Origin of the sequence: Mycolicibacter sinensis (assembly GCF_001667945.1) — a bacterium.
In the GTDB taxonomy this organism is placed as follows: Bacteria; Actinomycetota; Actinomycetes; order Mycobacteriales; family Mycobacteriaceae; genus Mycobacterium; species Mycobacterium sinense_B.
This window is the reverse complement of sequence record NZ_LZJK01000151.1, coordinates 59,811-80,572: the sequence shown is the minus strand read 5'-3', so window position 1 is coordinate 80,572 and position 20,762 is coordinate 59,811. Positions and strand designations below refer to the sequence as shown.

General features: G+C 67.7%; 19 protein-coding genes. 9 read left to right on the top strand and 10 right to left on the bottom strand.

Annotated features, from left to right (window positions below):
• The coding region (locus A5694_RS19390; protein WP_234787922.1) for a LysR substrate-binding domain-containing protein at window positions 1-327 on the bottom strand (327 nt) is incomplete at its 3' end.
• Between the two features lie 28 nt (window positions 328-355).
• On the opposite strand from A5694_RS19390, the gene A5694_RS19385 reads away from it, so the two are divergent.
• Complete coding sequence (locus A5694_RS19385) at window positions 356-1,006, top strand: DUF5997 family protein (protein WP_342710572.1); 651 nt, start codon at window positions 356-358, stop codon at window positions 1,004-1,006.
• 98 nt (window positions 1,007-1,104) lie between these two features.
• On the opposite strand, the gene A5694_RS19380 is transcribed toward A5694_RS19385, so the two are convergent.
• Window positions 1,105-2,286 carry an NAD(P)/FAD-dependent oxidoreductase gene (locus A5694_RS19380; RefSeq protein ID WP_064923919.1) on the bottom strand — a complete coding sequence of 394 codons (1,182 nt, stop codon included), beginning with the start codon at window positions 2,284-2,286 and terminating at the stop codon, window positions 1,105-1,107.
• A gap of 119 nt (window positions 2,287-2,405) precedes the next feature.
• Here A5694_RS19380 and A5694_RS19375 point away from each other — a divergent pair, with 119 nt between their 5' ends.
• Window positions 2,406-3,143, top strand: coding sequence for a TetR/AcrR family transcriptional regulator (locus A5694_RS19375; RefSeq protein WP_064923918.1), 738 nt, complete (start codon window positions 2,406-2,408; stop codon window positions 3,141-3,143).
• 20 nt (window positions 3,144-3,163) lie between these two features.
• On the opposite strand, the gene A5694_RS19370 is transcribed toward A5694_RS19375, so the two are convergent.
• A complete protein-coding gene (locus A5694_RS19370) occupies window positions 3,164-4,396 on the bottom strand; it encodes a PucR family transcriptional regulator (RefSeq protein WP_064923917.1) in 1,233 nt (410 codons plus the stop codon).
• 154 nt (window positions 4,397-4,550) lie between these two features.
• Here A5694_RS19370 and A5694_RS19365 point away from each other — a divergent pair, with 154 nt between their 5' ends.
• The 3 genes from A5694_RS19365 (at window position 4,551) to nrdF (ending at window position 9,210) form a co-directional block, all read left to right on the top strand.
• Window positions 4,551-6,500: a hypothetical protein gene (locus A5694_RS19365; protein ID WP_064923916.1), complete on the top strand. Its 1,950-nt coding sequence runs from the start codon at window positions 4,551-4,553 to the stop codon at window positions 6,498-6,500.
• A 119-nt stretch (window positions 6,501-6,619) separates the two neighbouring features.
• The gene (locus A5694_RS19360; protein WP_064923915.1) at window positions 6,620-8,137 is read left to right on the top strand and encodes a flavin-containing monooxygenase; all 1,518 of its coding nucleotides are present in this window, start codon (window positions 6,620-6,622) and stop codon (window positions 8,135-8,137) included.
• Between the two features lie 98 nt (window positions 8,138-8,235).
• Window positions 8,236-9,210: a class 1b ribonucleoside-diphosphate reductase subunit beta gene (gene nrdF / locus A5694_RS19355; protein ID WP_185746683.1), complete on the top strand. Its 975-nt coding sequence runs from the start codon at window positions 8,236-8,238 to the stop codon at window positions 9,208-9,210.
• Between the two features lie 170 nt (window positions 9,211-9,380).
• On the opposite strand, the gene A5694_RS19350 is transcribed toward nrdF, so the two are convergent.
• The 3 genes from A5694_RS19350 to A5694_RS19340 are packed head-to-tail and all read right to left on the bottom strand — an operon-like array spanning window position 9,381 to window position 11,673.
• Window positions 9,381-10,298 (bottom strand): NADP-dependent oxidoreductase, encoded by a 918-nt coding sequence (locus A5694_RS19350; protein ID WP_064923914.1) that lies wholly within the window; start codon window positions 10,296-10,298, stop codon window positions 9,381-9,383.
• A 6-nt stretch (window positions 10,299-10,304) separates the two neighbouring features.
• Window positions 10,305-11,006 carry a nitroreductase family protein gene (locus A5694_RS19345; RefSeq protein ID WP_064923913.1) on the bottom strand — a complete coding sequence of 234 codons (702 nt, stop codon included), beginning with the start codon at window positions 11,004-11,006 and terminating at the stop codon, window positions 10,305-10,307.
• Between the two features lie 16 nt (window positions 11,007-11,022).
• On the bottom strand, window positions 11,023-11,673 hold the full coding sequence (locus A5694_RS19340; RefSeq protein ID WP_064923912.1) for an HD domain-containing protein: 651 nt from the start codon (window positions 11,671-11,673) through the stop codon (window positions 11,023-11,025).
• Window positions 11,674-11,810: 137 nt separating this feature from the next.
• Between A5694_RS19340 and A5694_RS19335 the strand changes: the two genes are divergently transcribed.
• The 3 genes from A5694_RS19335 to A5694_RS19325 all read left to right on the top strand — a co-directional run bounded on the left by A5694_RS19335 (window position 11,811) and on the right by A5694_RS19325 (window position 14,489).
• Entirely contained in the window at window positions 11,811-12,755 is a 945-nt protein-coding gene (locus A5694_RS19335) for a GlxA family transcriptional regulator (RefSeq protein WP_125225592.1), read from the top strand.
• Window positions 12,756-12,898: 143 nt separating this feature from the next.
• On the top strand, window positions 12,899-14,044 hold the full coding sequence (locus tag A5694_RS19330) for an MFS transporter (RefSeq protein ID WP_165604385.1): 1,146 nt from the start codon (window positions 12,899-12,901) through the stop codon (window positions 14,042-14,044).
• 37 nt (window positions 14,045-14,081) lie between these two features.
• Window positions 14,082-14,489: a DoxX family protein gene (locus A5694_RS19325; RefSeq protein WP_064923910.1), complete on the top strand. Its 408-nt coding sequence runs from the start codon at window positions 14,082-14,084 to the stop codon at window positions 14,487-14,489.
• A 5-nt stretch (window positions 14,490-14,494) separates the two neighbouring features.
• Here the strand turns inward: A5694_RS19325 and A5694_RS19320 are convergent, their stop codons facing one another.
• Window positions 14,495-15,169 (bottom strand): FadR/GntR family transcriptional regulator, encoded by a 675-nt coding sequence (locus A5694_RS19320; protein ID WP_064923909.1) that lies wholly within the window; start codon window positions 15,167-15,169, stop codon window positions 14,495-14,497.
• 141 nt (window positions 15,170-15,310) lie between these two features.
• On the opposite strand from A5694_RS19320, the gene A5694_RS19315 reads away from it, so the two are divergent.
• Window positions 15,311-16,471 carry a CynX/NimT family MFS transporter gene (locus A5694_RS19315; RefSeq protein WP_064923935.1) on the top strand — a complete coding sequence of 387 codons (1,161 nt, stop codon included), beginning with the start codon at window positions 15,311-15,313 and terminating at the stop codon, window positions 16,469-16,471.
• A 15-nt stretch (window positions 16,472-16,486) separates the two neighbouring features.
• Here A5694_RS19315 and A5694_RS19310 read toward each other — a convergent pair whose 3' ends face one another.
• The 3 genes from A5694_RS19310 to A5694_RS19300 form a co-directional block, all read right to left on the bottom strand.
• Window positions 16,487-17,539 carry an NAD(P)-dependent alcohol dehydrogenase gene (locus tag A5694_RS19310; protein ID WP_064923908.1) on the bottom strand — a complete coding sequence of 351 codons (1,053 nt, stop codon included), beginning with the start codon at window positions 17,537-17,539 and terminating at the stop codon, window positions 16,487-16,489.
• Window positions 17,540-17,753: 214 nt separating this feature from the next.
• Window positions 17,754-19,313: an adenylate/guanylate cyclase domain-containing protein gene (locus A5694_RS19305; protein WP_064923934.1), complete on the bottom strand. Its 1,560-nt coding sequence runs from the start codon at window positions 19,311-19,313 to the stop codon at window positions 17,754-17,756.
• A gap of 320 nt (window positions 19,314-19,633) precedes the next feature.
• A complete protein-coding gene (locus A5694_RS19300; protein ID WP_064923907.1) occupies window positions 19,634-20,713 on the bottom strand; it encodes an iron-siderophore ABC transporter substrate-binding protein in 1,080 nt (359 codons plus the stop codon).
• Window positions 20,714-20,762 lie beyond the last annotated feature (49 nt).

The following is a 20,762-nucleotide window of genomic DNA, read 5'->3' as shown; positions in this document are numbered from 1 at the left end:
GAGTACGTCGTCGAGTGGGAGCAGTATCGGCTCGCCGTCGAGGTCCGCGGCGGTGATCTCGTCGGCGGCGGCCACCATGTGGTCGGTCGGGACCACGGCGACCGTCGTCTCGTCGTAGAGGGGAATGACGGCCAGCCCGGAGGCGTCGGCCGGCGGCCGCAGCAACGCCACGTCGACGGTGCCGTCGCGAACCGCGGCGGCCGCCTCCGCGGCGGCGACGGACTGTAGCTGCAGTGCGACCTCGGGGTGGCGCTCCGCCCAGATCCGGGCCCACTTCGCGGGCGTCCCGCCGGGGACGTACCCGAGGGTCAGGGAGAGCCGGGTCACCGCATCAGGCTACCGATACGCTGCTTGCATGAGCCGGCCGAACGCGCAGTCCATGAAACCCGCCACGGCGGCGAAGAAGCTCGACGTGTACCTGCCGGCGACACCGGCGGAGTTCCAGGCCGGCCCGATCACCCGCAGCGAGCTCGCCGCCCTGCAGGCCGACCCGCCGCAGTGGCTGAGGGACCTCCGCAAGAACGGGCCGCATCCGAAGAACCTGGTGGCCGCCGCCGACGAGATCACCGCCGCGGACCTCGACGGCGAGCCGATACTGCTCCCACTCGACGACGTACTCGCCTGGGCCGGTGCCCCCGGCGCCCCGGTCGATTACCGGCCCGAGACCACCAAGGACGCAATAGAACTCGTCGCCGCGGGGATGGGGGTGCTCATCGTTCCGCAGTCGCTGGCCCGGCTGTATCACCGCAAAGACCTGACCTACCGGCCGATCACCGACGCGCCCGCCTGCCCGGTGGCACTCGCCTTCCGGCACGGGTCGCAGTCGGTCCTGATCGAGGAGTTCATCGGCATCGTGCGTGGCCGCAGACCGGGATCCTCGCGGGGGCAGGCGCAGCCGGTGCCGAAACGCACTGCGCGGGAGAAGACTTTGGCAAAACAGGCTGCCCGGGCCGCGGCGGGCAAGGTCGCAAGGAAGCCGGGCCCGGGCCGGCGCGGTCGGCGCTGAGTCAACTAGGCGTCGACTGTGCGTTTTAGGCGCCATCGTCGGCGAGTCGCGTACGAAACGGCACACTCGCGCTTAGGCGCGGGCGATCCGTTGGCCACTCAGTACCGGTGCGCCGGCCCCTGCTGCCCGGCGTACATCCGCCGCAGCATCTTGTCGCGGACCCAGCCGTTGTCGATGAGCTTGATCCCGGTGTTGGCGATCGCTGGAATGCCCGCGAGCTTGTGAAACACCCGGCCGCGCCGATACTCCCGGCCCCAGGCGGCCTCCATCCGCTGCGCGTAGTTGCTGAAGTCGTCGGGGCCACCGTTGGTCAACGCCGCGACGGCGCACTCACCGGCGGCCAACCCCGATTCCAGCGCCTTGGAGATGCCCGCCCCGGAGGCGGGCTTGCCCGCACCCAGGGAATCGCCGGCGAACAGCACACCCGGGCGCCACGGCGGCCACGCGGTGAAGCCCATCGGCAACCGCCAGGCCCGCACCGTCTTGGATTCCTTCAGCTCGGTGATCGACGGCAACTCCCACTCGGCCGGCAGCGTCTCCAGGAACTCGCCGAGGAACTGCGTGGCGTTGATCGCCTGCCAGTTCTTGTAGCTGTTGACGTAGCCCAGACCGACGTTGACCCGTCCGCCGCCCAACGGGAACACCCAGCCGTAGCCGGGGAGCTGGTCGCCGTGAAACGCCAGCTTCAGATAGATGTCGAGGGAATCGACATCGGGACGCGCCGCGGGCATCTCGGCGCGGATCGCGATCGCCGAATAGCCGTTGTAGGCCGAGTCGAGCTTGAGCGCCCGCTTGATCGGCGAGTAGGCGCCGTCGGCGGCGATCACCGCGTCGGCCCGCACCTTCTCGCCGCTTTTGAGCACAACCCCGGTGACCCGGCCGGCGTCGTCGAGTAGCGGTGCGGCGGCCTCGGCGGACTGGCGGACCTGCGCCCCGGCCGATTCGGCGTGCTTGAGCAGCAGGGTGTCCAGCTCGGGCCGGCGGGCTACGTAGCCATGATCGGGCATCCCCGGGCGGCGCGGAAACGACAGCTCCCACTCACTGGGGCTGAACACCTTCACCCGGTTGACCTGGTGGAATTTGTCGACCTCTTCGGCCAGCCCCATCTTCTGCAGATAGCTGACGGCGCGGGCGGTCAGCCCGTCGCCGCAGGGCTTGTCGCGCGGGAAGTCGGCCTTGTCCAGGACGACGACGTTCGCGCCGGCCTGACGGGCCTGCCAGGCCGCTGCCGATCCCGCCGGGCCGCCGCCGACGATGGCCAGGTCGAATCGTTGGGTCACTACATCTCGTCTCAAATATGCGCGTTTGTGCGCCACGGGAACTGTCTACCGATGCTAACGGACCAGGTCACCGCGCGGTCTCCCCAGGTCAGCCCCGGCAACGCGGTAAGGTGCTTGACGTGCGCGGAACCAGTAGGCCCAAGCCGGCCGACAACGGCGGGCAGAAGGTCGATGCGCGCAGTGAGCGTTGGCGCGAACACCGCAAGAAGGTCCGCGGCGAGATCGTCGAGGCCGCCTTTCGGGCGATCGACCGGCTCGGCCCCGACCTGAGTGTGCGCCAGATCGCCGAGGAAGCCGGTACCGCCAAGCCCAAGATCTACCGGCACTTCGCCGATAAATCCGACCTGTTCCAGGCCATCGGGGAGCGGCTGCGCGACAAGCTGTGGGCGGCGATCTTCCCGTCGATCGACCTGGCGACCGACCCGGTCCGAACCGTGATCCAGCGCAGTGTGGAGGAATACGTCGCCTTGGTCGACGAACATCCCAACGTGCTGCGGTTCTTCATCCAGGGGCGCTTCCCGGAGCGGTCGGAGTCGACGATGCGCACGCTCAACGAGGGCCGCGAGATCACCCTGGCAATGGCGGAGATGTTCAACAACGAGCTGCGCGAGATGGAGCTGGACCGCTCCGCGATCGAGCTGGCCGCGTTCGCGGCCTTCGGCGCGGCGGCCTCGGCGACCGACTGGTGGCTGGGCTCGGACCCGGACAGCCCGCGGCGGATCACCCACGAGGCGTTCGCCAGCTACTTCACCACGATCATCATGGGCGTGGTCAACGGCACCGCCGAACTACTGGGCATCACCATCAACCCGGACCGGCCGATCCACGAGGCCGTGCAGCGCCAGCCGGTCGGCTGATTTTCGCTGCGCTGGGCACCTCACAGCTGGCGGGCGCCACGCCAATGCAGTGCCTCCAAGGCCACCGCGACGTGCACGCTGTTGTCCTCCAAGGGCCTCGGCAACAGTTCATTGGCGCGAGTTAACCTGCGCAGCAGCGTGTTTCGGTGGGTGAACATGCGCTCTGCGGTGCGCGATGCGTTGCACTGCTGCTGCACGAATGCCAGGACTGTCTCCCGGAGTTCGATGTCCGCCGATGCCAAATCTCCGAGGGTATGCGTGATGAACCGGTCCGCCAACTCCGGGTCGGCACTGATCAGCGCCACCAGTTCGATGTCGGTGAATCGCGCGACGCGCTGGCTTGAGCCCAGTCGTACCATCATGCGCTGAGCCGTGACGGCGTCGAGATGGCTGCGCCGGAACCCGTCGATGCCTGACGCCGTCGCACCGACCGCGATGTGCACCCCCGGCAGGTCGTCCAGAGCCGTTGCGACGGCGGCGAGGTCGGGGCCTGCCGGGCCGGGCACCCATACCCAGCGGGTCGCCGCGCTGGCGAGCACCGACAAGGCGCGCCGGCCATCATCGGTGCGTCCCAGTGCTTCGGCGGCGGCGTCGAGATCGGCCAGGTTGGCCATGGACTCATCGGCCCAGATCACCGCGGCGGTGTGGCTTTGTTGCAGTCGGTAACCGAGCCGGCTTTCGGCACGCTGTCTGGTGATGGCCGCGCCGTCGAGGATCAGCGCAACGGTCTCTCGCCGTTCGGCGTGCGTCCCCCGTGTCAGCGCCTCGCGTTCGATCTGCATCTGCGCGCAGATCCCGGCGATCGTCGCATCGATGAAAGACGTCAGCGAGCGGGCCGTCACGTCGAGGAGTTCGCGCAGCACGTCGGGGTCGCGGGTCAATTCGAACGCGGTCTGCATCCACGATCGCCACACCACATTCGTTCCCACTCGGTAGGCGTCCAGCACGGCCGACTCATCGAGGCCGCGGCGGAAACCGTCTCGGACGATGAGCAATGACTCCGTCGCGAGGTTGGCCGGTACCGGTTCTCCGGGGTGACTGACGTTGGCGGCCGCCCAGTGCAGCAGGTTGGAGCGGTTACTGCGGCGGATGCCTTCGGCGAGGACCGGGTCCGAGGCGATTGCCTGGGTGTACACGCCCGACAGGGTGGCCTCGTGTAGTTCGTCGAGTGATTCCGGGGGAGCGCTGACCATCAGCTGAGCGCCGTGCCGGATCAGTTCGCGTACCGGCTCCGAGGGCCGTGCCCAGTCCATGGCCAGAGCATAGGTCGGTGGTGCAATATGCACCGGCAATCGGGCGCATTAGGTGATAAATGCTCTTTCCTCTCCACCCGGGACCCCCGAACAATCAGGTCGCTATCAGGTGACAGCCGTCACAGCGCACCTTGACCACACACTGGAGGACCACATGTCGCGCATCGGATCCACACAACGCGCAGCCGTCGAGCGCGCCAACCGCAAGGCCGTTCAGCGGCGCCGGGTACGGCAGCGGCTGCGCGTCGTGGCCGCCACGGCACCAGGGCTGGCGGCCGGGGCACTGGCGATGGCGTTGGCCACCCCGCACGCGGTCGCCGAAGTGGCGCCGGCCGGAGCCATGCAATCGGTGATCGACCAACTGCTCGACGCGCAGCAAAAGATCATCGACACCAACAGCGACTACCCGTTCATCGTTCCGTCCGATTTGTCGTCGCTGCAGGGCTACACCCAGAACCTGGCGATCACCACGCTGCTGCTCGGGCTGAACAAGCTGAACACCAGCAGTGACAGCATCACCTGGGTCCCGTTCCCGTGGTCGGCGAACGTCGCCGAGCCGCAATCGCCGCTGATCCTGCCGAACCCCGACGACCAGTACGGGCCCATCGCGGTCGACCCCACCGCGACCTACACGGTCACGGTCAACCCCGGTGCGGGCACCCAGGATCTGTCCTTCACCGCCAACGCCGGCAACGGCGTGACGGTCGACTTCACCCCGGTGTCGAGCCTGGACTTGGCCGACGCCACCCCCAACGCCGACGGCACCTACACGATCATCCTCAGTGCCACACCCCACGACGGGAACTGGGTCGACATCTCCGGGGTGGGAACGGTGATGATTCGCAACATCATGGGCGACGGCGGTCTGCCGCACGACTACATCACCATTCATCAAGACGGTGCCACGGCAGCATCGAGTCTTCCGGAGTTGTCGCATGACCAGATGATCACGATGCTCGGCCAGCTTGCCGCGATCATGCCCTTGGTGAACGCCTCGGGTACGTACTACTCGCAGATGGAGATTCCGGACTCGTTGCCGGACAACACCATGACCGACATCTCGGCGACCAGCGGCGCGGTAGAGGGGATATCGACGCCGGGCCAGATCAGCAGCATGGGGCACTTCGAGCTCGGCCCGGATCAGGCGCTGATCATCAAGGCGCCCAACCTGGAGGCCGGGTACTTCGGCCTGCAGCTCTACAACGACTGGGGCCAGAACGTTCCCTATGTGACCGCGCAGGGCGGCCTCAACAACACCCAGATCTTCCAGGATTCCGACGGCTACACCTATTACGTGGTCAGCAGCAAGGACCCCGGCGTGGCGAACTGGGTCGACAATTCCTCGCTGACCGACGGCATCGTCGGGTTGCGCTGGCAGAACGTGACCGGAGATGTGACCAACCCGGACGTGCAGACCCAGGTCGTCAACATCGCCGACGTCAAGGACTATCTGCCCTCGGACACCCCGCTGGTCACGGCCGAGGAACGGGCCGCCCTGCTGCAGGAGCGCCTCTTCGACTACGGCTACACCCAAGACCAGGACCACAACATCGACTGGCTGGGCTGGAACCTGGTGTACAACCAGTTCAAGGCCGCGATGGGCCCAGAGGCGTTCGAGCAGATCTTCGGGGGCCAGACCGACGTACCGACGGTGCTGGACCGGATGACCGACCCGTCCCTGATGCCCAACCTCGACGCCGTCGCATCGGAGTTCCTGACCAATCCGGCCGGAAGCCTGGCGGCGTTCATCGGCAATCTGCCACTGGCGATCAAAGACGTGGAATTGCCGATCCTGCTGGCCTCGTTGAGCATGAAGGCGGTCATCGACGAGACCGCTCAAGCGGTTCAGGGCGATCTCAGCTCCGGCGACTGGACGCAGGCCTGGGCCGAGCTGAGCAGCGGTCTGCAGGGGCTGGGAACACTGTTCGACGACGCGTTCACCGACCCGGCGACCGGAATCATGGCGGGTCTGCTCAATGCGCGCGACGACATGGCGACCGGAATCCTGCACGCCGGCAACAGTTTCGATCTCAGTGGGTACTCGCCGCTGACGGATTCACTGGTCGACCTGAATCAGCAGGTAATGGCCGCCCTGCTGGGCTGAGTCGCCGTCGCCGTCGTGCCGCCGCCCCGCACGGCCCTGCGGGGGGGGCGGCACGACGTTGACGGACTCAGGTCCGGCAAACACACTGAACATCAGTACCCGCAAGGGAAGGACGCCTCATGACGCTTACCGACGAGACCGCCGAAGAAGCCGGCCAGCGCGCACCCGTACAGACCCGGGCGCTCATCATCGGAACCGGGTTCTCCGGGCTCGGTATGGGCATCGAACTGCAACGCCGCGGCGTCGACTTCCTGATCCTGGAGAAGGCCGACGACATCGGCGGAACCTGGCGCGACAACACCTACCCCGGCTGCGCCTGCGACGTCCCGTCGCACCTGTACTCCTTCTCCTTCGAGCCGAAGGCCACCTGGAGCAAACTGTTCTCACCGCAGCCGGAGATCCTGGACTACCTCAAGGGGGTCACCGACAAATACGGGTTGCGCCGCCGCATCCGGTTCGGGTCGCGCGTCGACCGCGCGCACTGGGACGACACCGAGTTCCGCTGGCATGTGTTCACCACGACCGGGCAGGAGTACATCGCCCAGTTCTTGATCTCCGGTGCCGGGGCGTTGCACATCCCGCGCGTGCCCGACATCGAGGGCATGGACGAATTTGCCGGGGCGGCTTTCCATTCCGCGCAGTGGGATCACAACGTCGACCTGACCGGCAAGCGAGTCGCGGTGATCGGCACCGGCGCCAGCGCGATCCAGATCGTGCCCGAGCTGGTTCGCGATGACGCGAAGGTGGCCCAGGTGCAGCTGTATCAACGCACTCCGCCGTGGGTGGTGCCGCGGCCGAACAGCCCGTTCCCGAAGGCACTGCTGACCGCCTTCTCGACCGTTCCGGGCCTGCGTCGCGGCGTGCGCACGACGATCTACTGGGCGCTGGAAGGTCTCGGCTTCGCCATGACCAGGAGGCCGAGCCTGCTGCGGGCAGTCGAGCTGGTCGGCCGGTGGAACATCCGCCGCAATGTCCGCGACAAGGAGCTGCGCCGCAAACTCACCCCGCGCTACCGGGCCGGCTGCAAACGAATCCTCTACGCGCCCAACTACTATCAGGCGGTCGCCAACCCGAAGGCGCAGCTGATCACCGAGCGCATCGACAAGATCACCGCCAGCGGGATCGTCACCGCCGACGGTGTCGAGCACCCGTGCGACGTCATCGTCTATGCCACCGGCTTCCATGTCACCGACTCCTACACCTACGTCGACATCAAGGGCCCGGGCGGGGAGGACCTGGTAGACCGCTGGAACCGCGAGGGGGTAGTGGCGCATCGGGGCATCGCGGTCGCCGGCATGCCCAACCTGTTCTTCCTGCTGGGCCCCAACACCGGCTTGGGGCACACCTCGGTGGTGTTCATGATCGAGTCGCAGATCCACTACGTCGCCGAAGCGATCACCGCGGCGGACGCCGCCGGGGCGCAGGCGCTGGCGCCCACCCGCGCCGCCCAGGACCGCTTCAACGCCGAACTGCAGCGGCAGCTGGGCGGGTCGGTGTGGAATACCGGCGGCTGCCGCAGCTGGTACCTCGATGAGCACGGCGTCAACCGGACGCTGTGGAGCGGCATGACGTGGCAGTACTGGCGCTCCACCCGTAAGCTGCGCCCGGCCGAGTACCAGTTCTCCGGAGTGGGCTGACGCGACACGGCAGACACAACTTCTTGTGTTGCCACGGGTTGTCGGCCCCCAGGGGTAGTGTCGAAGGCCTAGCTTTCCGCGGGTGAAATGGGGTTCTGGTGAGCGAGAAACTGAAGCTGATCGACCGGGTCTCAGCGATCAACTGGAACCGGGTGCACGACGACAAGGACCTCGAGGTCTGGGACCGGCTGACCGGAAACTTCTGGCTGCCCGAGAAGGTGCCGGTCTCCAACGACCTGCCGTCCTGGGGGACGCTGACCGATGAGGAACGCCAGCTCACCATGCGGGTCTTCACCGGCCTGACGCTGCTGGACACCATTCAGGGCACCGTCGGCGCGGTCAGCCTGATTCCCGACGCGCTGACCCCGCACGAGGAAGCCGTCTACACCAACATCGCGTTCATGGAGTCGGTGCACGCCAAGAGCTACAGCCAGATCTTCTCCACGCTGTGCTCGACCAACGAGATCGACGAGGCGTTCCGCTGGTCGGAGGAGAACGCCAACCTGCAGCGCAAGGCGGCCATCGTCATGCAGTACTACCGCGGGGACGAGCCGCTCAAGCGCAAGGTGGCCTCCACGCTGTTGGAGAGCTTCCTGTTCTACTCCGGCTTCTACCTGCCGATGTACTGGTCGAGCCGGGGCAAGCTCACCAACACTGCCGACGTGATCCGGCTGATCATCCGTGACGAGGCGGTGCACGGCTACTACATCGGCTACAAGTTCCAGCGCGGGCTGGCCATGCAGGACGAGGCCAAGCGCCAGGAGCTCAAGGACTACACCTACGAGCTGCTCTTCGAGCTCTACGACAACGAGGTCGAGTACACCCAGGATCTCTACGACGGGGTCGGGCTGACCGAGGACGTCAAAAAGTTCTTGCGCTACAACGCCAACAAGGCGCTGATGAACCTCGGCTATGAGGCGCTGTTCCCGCGGGATGAGACCGATGTCAACCCGGCGATCCTGTCGGCGCTGAGCCCCAACGGCGACGAGAACCACGACTTCTTCTCCGGGTCGGGGTCGTCGTATGTGATCGGCAAGGCCGTCATCACCGAGGATGAGGACTGGGAGTTCTGAGGTTCTCCCGTCTGGTGGCCGGGCACATCCAGTCCGGCCACTGAAGACATCGGTCACCAGGCCGCGGCTCGCTCGCGGACCTCGACGGCCGCCTGGAGCATCTGCTGGTTGCTGGTCAGCCAGCCATGACACCGCAGTGGCGGTGCGCACCGGAGAGCCGGCGGTGGCGCCTAGTCGGCGACGACGACGACGGTCTTTCCGTGGCTGCGCCTTGCGGGGTCGAATGCCGTCGGCACTTCGGCCAGTAAGCATGTCGCTCCCAGGATCGGGCGCAGCCGGCCCTCGCGGAGTCTGCGCTCCAGGACAGCCAGACCCGACCTGTCGGGCTCGACAACGAAAAAGATGGTCTGTGCGTCGGCGGGTCGAACGCGCGGCGGTTCGGCGATGGAAACCAGCGCCCCACCGGGACGCACCAGTGGCGCTGAACGATCGAGCAGCTCACCGCCGATCACGTCAAACACCACGTCCACCTGGCCGACATCCTCCAGCCGATCCTGTTGCAGATCCAGGAACTCAGCGGCGCCGAGGCCCAAGATCGTGTCCCGGTGTTCGGTTCGACCGCTTCCGATGACGCGCGCGCCGGCCTCGTGGGCCAGTTGTACGGCGAGGCAGCCAACAGCACCGGCGGCGCCATGAATCACCACTGTCTGACCGGCCACCAGACGCGCATGCGCGAAAAGCCCCTGCCAGGCGGTCAGTCCAGATATCGGCAAAGCGGCGGCCACCGTGTGGTCTACGTCGGCCGACAGCGGGGCGAGGTTGCGGGCCTCCACGGCGACGTATTCGGCCAGCGAGCCATTGCGGGCCCAATCGGTCATTCCGAAGACGCGCTGCCCCAGCGTCAACCCGGTTGTGCCGTAGCCCAACTCGGCCACGACACCGGAGACCTCGTGCCCAGGGACGCTGGGTGAGCGGTCACGCCCCGCGCGGTCCGTCCAGGTGGCCGGCCAGTCGAGCTCACCCGGCGTGAAACCGGCGGCGTGGACCCGGACGATGACGTCGTTCTCCGCGGCATGCGGGTAGGCGACATCGGCCAGCGAAAGCCCCGCGACACCCGCAGCGCGGTCCGTGGCAACAATTGCCTGCACGAGTACTCAACCTACCGTGGCCAGGTCGGGCGCCAGGTAGTCGTGCGGCCACAGCGGCTGAGGGACGTCGACGCCGAACGGTGTGCCCCAGTGGTTTCGTGATGAAACCTCTTGCACCGGGCGCCGATTGGCTGCTACGCCCCACCTTCCCCGGGGATATCCGAGTGCGAGCATGGCTGACATTGTCCAGCCTTCCTCCACCGGCACGCCCAGCAGTTCGTTGACGCGGTCGTTGAAATTGCGGAGGACCATCGTCATGACCCCACCGACGCCTTCGGCCCGGGCGGCCAGCAGCGCGCTCCAGATCGCCGGGTAGATGTTGGCCCCGCCGAGATCGTCGATGGCGAAGACGAAGAGCAGCAGGGGAACTTCTTCGAAATGGTCGGCCAGATAGTCCCCGGAGCCCTTGATGCGGCGCATCGTCTCGTCGTGTCGGGTCGGATCCGCGCCCGGGGCCGGCGCGACCATCGGTCCCGTGCCGGCCGCGAATTTCTCGTACTCGAGGGCGCGGCCCTGCCGGAACAACTGTGCCAGTTCACTCTTGAGTGCCGGATCGTCGACGGCGAGAAAATGCCAGCGCTGGGTGTTACCCCCGTTGGGGGCGCGCACGGCCGCATCCAGGATGCGGGCCTGGACGTCCAGCGGGATCGGTTCAGGCCGCAACCGCCGCATCATTCTGGTGGTATACAGCGCTTCGTGGATATCCATGTGCCTGCTCCTTTCGCTATTCGGGCCATGGGCTGTTGAGGATGCTGTCCACCAGGTTTCCCCGCTTGAAGGAGGGGTCGAAGTGTGCCAGCACATCGTCGTTCATCGTGCCGAAAGTGCTGTCCGGACGATGCTTCATACCGTCGTTGAAAGCCGCCAGAATGCGGTTCTTGAAGTCCGGGCGGGGATGGGCGGCGACCACCGCGTCAATGTCCGCCGCGTCCAGGTCTGCCCGGCCGACGCCGACCACATCGGTCTTGACACCTGCTGCAAGAAGCAAGGTTTCGGTGTCGAGTCGTGCGGTGATCTCCGGCGTCGTGTGCAGGGCAATGCCGAGCCACACCTTATCGGCCTCGGATCGACCGACGCCGCGGTCCAGCAGGAACTCGCGGGCGGCATCGGCGCCGTCGATCTCGAAGCGCTGAGTGGACCTCCGGTAGCGCGTGGTGAGGCCGAAGTCGTGGAACATCGCCGCCACGTAAAGCAGTTCCAGGTCTGGCTGGCGCCCGAGTCGGCGACCGTGCAGCGCTCCGAACAGGTACACCCGCCGGGAGTGATGGAACAGCACGTCGTCCTCGGCACTGCGAACGAACTCGGTCGCCTCGCGGGCGAGTGGCGTGTCGGGTACGACGATGTCGGCGATGGTCTCACTCCGCTGAACGGGCACGGTGGGTCTCCTTGGTTGGTCGAACAGAGACCAGCCTGCCGCCGACGCGGGTGGTCGACGCGCGGCGATCGAGCCGTCAAAACCTCAGATTGCGACACAATGGGTCCGTGGCTGAAGCCGGTTCCCGATCGCGGGTGATGGTGATCGTCGTCTTCGACGATGTGACGATGTTGGACGTCGCAGGTGCCGGTGAGGTCTTCGCCGAAGCCAACCGGTTCGGAGCCGACTACCGGATCAAGATCGCCTCGGTGGACGGGCGTGACGTGACCACCTCGATCGGGACGCGGCTGGGTGTCACCGATGCCCTCTCCTCGATCGAGTGCGCCGATACCATCATGGTCGCCGGTGCCGACAGCCTGCCCCGCCGCGCGATCGATCCTGAGCTTGTGGCGGCGGTCAAGTCGGTCGCGCAGCGCACCCGACGGCTGGCCTCCATCTGCACCGGGTCGTTCGTTCTGGCGCAGGCCGGTCTGTTGAACGGCCGGCGTGCCACCACCCACTGGCATGATGTCCGGTTGTTCTCGCGCGCCTTTCCCGCGATCACCGTCGAGCCGGACGCGATCTTCGTGCGCGACGGCGATGTGTTCACCTCGGCGGGCGTGTCGTCGGGCATCGACCTGGCGTTGGCGTTGGTCGAAATGGACCATGGCGCAGAGCTTGTCCGCGCCGTGGCCCGGTGGTTGGTGGTCTACCTCAAGCGCGCGGGCGGCCAGTCGCAGTTCTCCACGCTGGTCGAAGCCGATCCGCCGCCGCAGTCCGCGCTGCGAGCGGTGACCGATGCCATTGCCGCCGACCCCGGCGCGGATCACCGGGTCAGCGCTCTCGCCGTACGGGCCAGTCTCAGCACACGGCAGCTGACGCGCTTGTTCCGATCCGAGCTGGGCATGACTCCGGCCGACTACGTCGAAAAGGTTCGCGTCGACGCGGCCCGCGCCGCCCTGGACGCCGGCCACACGGTGACCGACACGGCACGCCTCGCGGGCTTCGGCAGTACCGAAACCCTCCGGCGGGTGTTCGTCGATCACCTCGGCGTCTCGCCGAAGGCCTACCGAGACAGATTCCGCACCGCCCTGCGCGGGTGAACGCAGGCCCGCCTGTCGGCTTTTTGGGCGAATGACGGGCCGAGCGGGCTTCCCGGTGTTTGCATATCCCAGTGAGGAGCGTTGAGCGACCCGTTGCCGGCGCCCGCCCGGGGCTGCAACTGGCCCTGGCCACCTGGGTGTCGATGATCAACTTCTGGGCCTGGAATCTCATCGGCCCGGTGGCGATGACCGATGCCGCGCGGATGTCGCTGGGCAGCACCGAAGTCTCGCTGCTGGTGGCCACCCCCATCCTGGCCGGCTCCTTGGGCCGGATGGTCGCCGGGCCGCTGACCGACCGGTTCGGCGGTCGCACCATGTTCATCGGGGTCTCGTTGGCCTCGATCGGCCCGGTGCTGGCCGTCGGTGCCGCCGAGGCCGCCGGCTCCTACCCCCTGGTGCTGGCCTCCGCGCTGCTGCTCGGCATACCCGGAACGGTGTTCGCCATCGGTATCCCGTTCGCCAACAACTGGTATGAGCCGGCCCGCCGCGGTTTTTCCACCGGCGTCTTCGGCATGGGCATGGCCGGCACGGCGCTGTCGGCGTTCTTCACCCCCCGCATGGTGCGACGGTTCGGGTTGCTGCACACCCACTACATGATCGCCGCCGCGCTGGCAGTCACGGTCGTGATCTGCTTCCTGGTGATGAGCAACGGGGACTACTTCGCCCCGAATACCGCGCCGGTGCTGCCCAAGCTCAGGGCGGCGATCCGGCTGCGGGTCACCTGGGAGATGTCACTGTTGTATGGGGTGGTGTTCGGGGGATTCGTGGCCTTCAGCAACTACCTGCCCATCTACATCAAGACCATCTACGGGTTCTCGCAGGTGGATGCCGGGGAACGCACGGCGGCGTTTGCGCTCGCGGCGGTGCTGGCCCGGCCCGTCGGTGGTGCGCTGGCCGACCGCATCGCACCCAAGTACGTCGTCTTGGCGTCGTTGGCGGGAACGGCGGTGATGGCTGCGGTCGCTGCCCTCAAGCCGCCGACGGACATATGGTCGGCGATCACCTTCATCACGCTCGCCGTTGCCCTCGGTATCGGCACGGGCGGAGTGTTCGGGTGGGTGACGCGACGTGCCCCGGTCGGGACACTTGGTGCCGTCACCGGAATTGTCTCCGCGGTAGGAGGTTTGGGCGGCTACTTTCCGCCGATCGTGATGGGCGTGACCTACGACCCCGTGCACAACGACTACACGGTCGGGCTGCTGCTGCTGGTGGCGACTGCCCTGATCATGTTCGGCTATACCGCGTTACGGTTGCGTGCCCGCGAACCGGCCGGCGCGGCACACGCTTAATGTTGCGGTAATCACCTTCGAGTACAGGGAGTGCAGGATGACGACAGAGACCGAACGCAGCACCCGTTCCCGAGCGTGGTACGCCGGAGCCGCGATCACCGCGCTGCTCGGGTTGTTCTTCGCCTTCGACAGCATCCCGAAGATCGCCGGGATGCGCTTCGCCCGCGAAGGCACCGAAGCGCTCGGTTTCGCCCCGGACAAGACCGCGGTGATCGGCTGGGTGCTGCTGGTGTGCCTGATCGTCTTTCTGATCCCGCGCACCGCGGTGCTGGGCGCCCTTGGCCTGACCGCCTACCTGGGTGGGGCGGTGACCGCCAACCTACAAGCCGACAAGCCGCTGGCCGGCTTCGTGTTATCCGGCGTGTACGTCGGCGTGCTGCTGTGGATCGGGCTCGTCCTGCGCCGGCCGGAACTGCTGCGGGTGCTGGGACTTCGGCGCGACTGAGCGGCCTAGCGGGCCGGCAGCTGATCTAACAGCTCGTCGAGGAATCCGCCCGCCTCACGCCCGGCCGCCTCGACGTCGCCAGTGGCGATCGCCTCCACCAAACCCCGGTGCCGGATCTGGTCTGACTGCACCGGTTTCGCGCTCGTGGTGGCCACACTGGCCATGACCACTTCGGTCAGTCCGCAGTACAGCTCGGTCAACACCGGATTGTGCGAACAGCGGACCACCGCGAGATGGAAATCGGTGTCGGCCCGCACGAAGTCGGAGTGTCGGCCCTGCTGCTGGTGGCCGTCGCGGATCTCCAGCAGTGCGCGCAACTCGGCCAGATCGTCGTCGGTGCGGGCAGCGGCGGCCAGGCGCGCGCCCTCGACTTCCAGGCAACGCCGCACCTGTAGCACGTCGCGTAGCTCGGATCCGCACAGCCTGCGCACGGCACCGGAGACCTCGCTGGTAGCGCGCACATACGTGCCGTCGCCCTGGCGGACCTCCAGGATGCCGCTGTGGGCCAGCGCCCGGACCGCCTCCCGCACGGTATTGCGGCCGACCCCGAGCGCGTCGGCGAGTTCTGGCTCGGTGGGGATCCGTGAATCGACCGGCCATTCCCCGCCGGTCACCGAGGCGCGAAGCTGTTCGATCACCTGATCGACCAAGCCGGTGCGGCGGGTGGTGACCAACGGCACAGCGTCCTCCCTTCATCCAATCATGGGATGTATGCGATCCTACGTTAGGTGACCCGCGCAGCCCGCACCGAAACGCTCGGCCAGTACGAGCACGACCTTGAGCTCGAGCTCGACGGCGTCACCGAGCTCCGACCGGCCACGATGGCGGCCGGCGGCGCCCTGCTGACCGTCGCGGTGGTGCTGACCGCGCTGAACCTACGTCCGGCGATCACCAGCGTGGGGCCGCTGCTCCCCGAGATGCGTGGCGCCTTGGGCACCTCGGACACCTGGGCCGGCGTGCTGACCACGCTGCCCGGACTGTGCTTTGCCGGAGCCGGGCTGGCCGCGCCGTGGTTGTCGCGGCGGATCGGATTGGGCCGCACCATCTCGGCAGCACTGCTCACTCTCGTTGCCGGACTGCTGATCCGGGTCTGCGACGGGCCCTTCACGGTGCTCGGTGGCACCTTGGTGGCGACCGCCGGAATCGCGTTGATCAACGTGCTGATCCCGGTGATCATCCGCGGGTCCTTCCCGGCGCGGGTGGGGCTGATGACCGGGATCTACACCGCGGCGCTGCAAGGGGGAGGAGCATTGGGGTCTGCGGTCACCCCGCTGCTCGATGACGCGCTGGGAGGCTGGCGCTCGGCCCTGGGCGCCTGGAGTGCGCTGGCCCTGCTGGCGCTGGCGGCCTGGGTGGTGGGGTCCCGCGGGTTCGATCGGGCCGGCACCGTAGCACCCGTCGCCGCGGCGAAGGGCCGGTCGCTGTTGCGCAGCAGGCTGGCCTGGACCGTCACGCTGTTCTTCGGCACCCAGTCGTTTCTGGCCTACGTGGTGATGGGCTGGCTGCCCGAGGTGCTGATCGACAACGGCATGAGCGACGCCCACGCCGGCCTGCTGCTCGGGTTGATCTCGCTGATCGCCGTGCCGATCAGCCTGATCGTCTCGCCGCTGGCCGCGCGTCGCGCCAGCCAGAGCGGCTGGATCGTCGGGCTGGGTGTGCTCGGCATCGCCGGAATACTCGGTCTGCTGCTAGCGCCCGCAGCCGCACCACTGCTGTGGAGCGTGCTGGTCGGCCTGGGCATGAGCGTATTCTCGTTGGCGCTCACCGTGATTGCGCTGCGTGCCCGCGACGCCGAGGACACCGTGCGGTTGTCGGGGATGGCGCAGGGCTTCGGCTATCTGCTCGCCGGCGCCGGCCCGTTCTTGTTCGGCCTGCTGCACCATGTGAGCGGCGGATGGACGGTGCCGTGGCTCATGATGCTCGCGGTCTACCTGGTGCAGACCCTGGCGGGCGCACTGGCCGGGCGCGGCCGCTACGTCTGAGTCCCGGCCCGGCGCTCAGGACTGCCGTAGCCACTCGGTGTCGATGACGAAGCGGTAGCGCACGTCGGAGGCCAGCACCCGCTCGTAGGCGGTGTTGACGTAGTCCGGCTCGATGACCTCGATCTCGGGGCGCACACCGTGCGCCGCGCAGAAGTCCAGCATCTCCTGCGTCTCGGCGATCCCGCCGATCAACGACCCCGACACGCTGCGTCGCATCCGCACCAGCGGACCCGGTGGCACCGCCAGCGCGTGCTCGGGCATGCCCAACTCGACCAGGGTGCCGTCCAGCGTGAGCAGGTTCAGATACGCGCCCAGGTCCAGGCTCGCCGAGACGGTGTTCAAGATGACGTCGAAGCCGTTGCGTAGCTTCTTGAACGTCTCGGGGTCGCTGGTGGCGTAGTAGTGCTGGGCGCCCAATCGCAGGCCGTCCTCCATCTTCTTCAGCGACTGGGACAGCACGGTGACCTCGGCGCCCATGGCGGTGCCGAGCTTGACGGCCATGTGGCCCAGGCCGCCGAGACCGACGACGGCAATTCGCTTGCCCGGCCCCACATTCCAGTGCCGCAGCGGCGAGTACGTGGTGATGCCGGCGCACAGCAGCGGTGCAGCCGCATCCAGGGGGATCTCATCCGGGATGCGCAGCACGTAGTTCTCGTCGACGACGATCCCGCCGCTGTAGCCGCCCTGGGTGGGCTGGCCGTCGCGGTCGACGCCGGCGTAGGTGCCGACCATGCCGCCGCCGGTGCAGTACTGCTCCTGGCCGGCCAGGCAGCTGGGGCACTCGCGGCAGGAGTCGACAAAACAGCCGACCCCGACACGGTCGCCGACCTTGAATTTGGTGACTTGCGCGCCGACCGCGGTCACCACACCGGCGATCTCATGTCCGGGCACCAGGGGGTACTGCGGGCGGCCCCATTCGGCCCTGACGGTGTGGATGTCGGAGTGGCAGATTCCGGCGAAGGCGATATCAAAGGCGACGTCGTGCGGGCCGGGCTCGCGGCGGGTGATGGTGGTCTTGCTCAGCGGCGCGTCCGGCGCCGTTGCGGCGTACGCGGAAACGGTGCTCATCGGTGATATCCCTCTTCGATTCGGCGGCGTTTTCATCGTTTTTATATAGCCTAGCGAAGTAAGTTCTCTCGGGCCGCCGGCTGCTCTGCGCAGGCGCGATGCCGAGGCGCTGTTTGCCCAGCGTGGGGGTGATGATGGGGCCGTCACGTAATCTTTGACACATCCCTCTGCAGGTCACTGCCGCACCGTGGTGGGGCGTAGCCGGCGTCGCGGCTCAGCGTGCCACGGTTCCTCTGCGGCGGGTGGTCAAAGCGAGGCGGGCGGCCCCGCGCAGCAGCCACGGTGTCTGCCGTGCCATCACCGCGACGGCACGGTCCGAGCGGCGCATCGAGGTCTGAGGGCCCGGAGTTGGCGTCGACGCCAGTTCGGCCTCGGCGGATCCGGCCGGCGGGCCGTTGCGATCGACGGCCAGGAGTTGCCAGGTGCCGGGAACGCCGCGTAGCTCGACGCTGCCGCGGTCCTCGAAGCCCGTGCCCGAGCCGACGACCAGGTCGCGCACCGTGCGCGAGACCAGAATCTCCCCGGCGCCGGCCTGGCCGACGATCCGCGCCGCGATGTGCACCGCCATTCCGGCAATGTCGTTGTCGATCAGTTCGCACTCACCAGTGTGGATGCCTACCCGGATCTCGATGCCCAGGGTGTCGGCGTCGGTCTGTAATGCCTCGGCACAGCGGATCGCCTGTGTCGGGCCGTCGAAGGTGGCGAGATGGCCGTCGCCGGTGCTCTTCACCACCGCGCCGCTGAACCGCTTCGTCAGTTCGGCGGTGACCTCACCGAAGCGCTGAAGCACCGCTCGCCACCGTTCGTCACCGGTGGCAGCGGCACGTTCCGTCGAGGCGACGATGTCGGTGAACAACACTGTGCGCAGGGCGCGATGTGACTGCGACGGCGCCGCATGGCTACCGGTGAGGAACTCCTCGATCTCAGTCAGGATCTTGTCGGGCTCGGTCAAAAAGGGTGCGTGGTCTATGCCTTCGACCTCCAGGTACCGCGCGCCGGGGATATGGGCGGCGAGATACCGTCCGCCCTGCACCGGAACCGCGTGGTCCTCGCGGGCATGGATGACCAGCGTGGGCGCGGTGAGTGTCGGCAGGATCGGCCGCACGTCGATCAGAAACGCCGCTTCAAACGATGCCCGCGCCATCCCCGGGCTCGCGCTCATGCGCTCGCACATCGCGAGCTGGCGTACCGACCCGACCGAGGGGGCACTGATGCTGGCTGTCTCACCGTTGCCCCACCCGGAGCGCACCGTGCGGCCGGCTTGCTGGAAGCGGGCCAGCTGCTCGATCGACGGCGTGTAGTCCTCGCCCAGTTCGGCAAGGAAGCGTGCCCGCAGCTCGGCCGGGTCTCGGTCTAGGTCGTCCCAGCCCTCGAAGCCCCAATAGGGCACTGTGCCGGAAAGGATCAGCGCCCGCGTTCGCGCCGGCCATGTTGCCGCGAACATGATGGCGACCGGCCCGCCGTCACTGAGACCGCACACCACGGCCTGTCCGAAGCCGACGGCATCCATGACCGCCTCGATCTCGGCGGCGCGTTCCTCCAACGTTCGAACTTTTGGCACCGGGTCCGACAGCCCGACGCCGGCCTTGTCGAACCAGGCAACGCGACAGAACGTCGCGAGCTGGTCAACGAACGCTTTGAATTGGGGGAGGGTCCAGGCCAGCTCGATGTGGCTGACGAAAGGCCCGACGACGACCAGCTCGATCGGCCCGTCACCGAATACCTGATAGGCCAGGCTGAGATCGCCACACTTGGCGTATGACGTTTCGGGCACGGCATGAGCGTACTGCGGCCGGAGTTTGCCGTCGCCGAAAACGGAGGCGTCCGACGCCACGCCGATAATTGCCGCGATCACCGGCCGCCAATGGAAGGTCAGCCGAGTGAAAACTTCTGCACTGCAGTAAATTTTCCGCGCTTCACACCGAAAAGAGAATTTTGAGTGGGAGCCGGTGGCCGGGCACCGAGGCGACGGTGCTTGAGACCTGTCGGCTTGCGGCGCAATGCCAACGGGCGCAAGTACAGCGCGACGAGGCCGAGGAGGCCCGTCAGCCGGCGCCGGTCGAGCTGCGGCAGGTGATCGCCGCAGCGGCCGGGCTAGTTGATCGGCGCGTTCAGCCAGCGCAGGTCGTCGACCACGCCGCGGGCCGCGACCGGTCCCTGCCCGGTCTGCCACACCTCGTTGTTGACCACGAACACCCGGCTGTCACGGTTGGCCGCCAACCGGCGCCAGGAGACGCTGTCGAACACGGCGGCCGCCCGCGCCTTGGCCGCCGGTGAGGCAAACGACACGTAGACGATGTCGCCGTCGGCCGCCGAGAAGTCCGCGCGGCCGCCGAGATCGCCGTCGGCTGCGGCGATTTCGATGTAGGGCCGGTCGGTGAACCGTTGCGATGGCGGCCGGTCCACCCCGACGGCCTTGAGCACACTGGCAGCGAAGTTGGCCGCCCCGTACACCCGCACGCCGTTGTCGGTGAGTGCAACCACCGAGGCTTGGAAGTGGGTGGCGTCACTGGCCTCGCCGGTCTCGGTCGCCTTCTCGCTGAACTTGTCGAGCACTTGGTCGGCGGCGCCGCTGCGCGCGGTCGCGGCGCCGACGCCGCGCACGTTGTCCTCCCATGCCATCCCCGGTGCTCCGGTGAACACCGTCGGGGCAATCGCCGCCAGCTCCGCATACCCCGGCGTCAGGCCGTGGGCTCCCAGGATCAGATCCGGGTGCAATGCGGCGACGGCGTCGGTGTCCGGATTGCTGCGGGTGCCCACCGCCGGCAGGTCGTGCACCACCGCGCCCAGATACGCCGGCTGGTTCTCCGAGCCCTCCGGCAGCGCCGCCCCGACGATGCGCGACTGCAGGCCGAGCGCGCACAGGGCATCGAGCTGATCACCGGAGAGCACCACGATGCGCTCCGCGTTCTCGGGCACCTCGACGCTGGGCGGCTCCACGCCGGCCGCGTTGTGCACCGACCGCATCGGTGGCCCCGCGTCGGCCCGGGCCGGCTCGGCCGCACAGGACTCGTCGGGCCGACGATCGTTGCCCAGCACCCCGGCCCCGGCGACCATGGTGGTGCTGGTGGACGTCGGCACCGATTCCGGCCCCTCGCCGGCGCAGCCCGAGACCGCGGCCAGCAGCACGGCCAGTGCTGCCGCCGACACCGCTCGCCGGTCCGCCCTGCTCACGCGGTGACGGTAACACCCGGGCGCGGCGCGCCCGCCGGGGAGACGAATA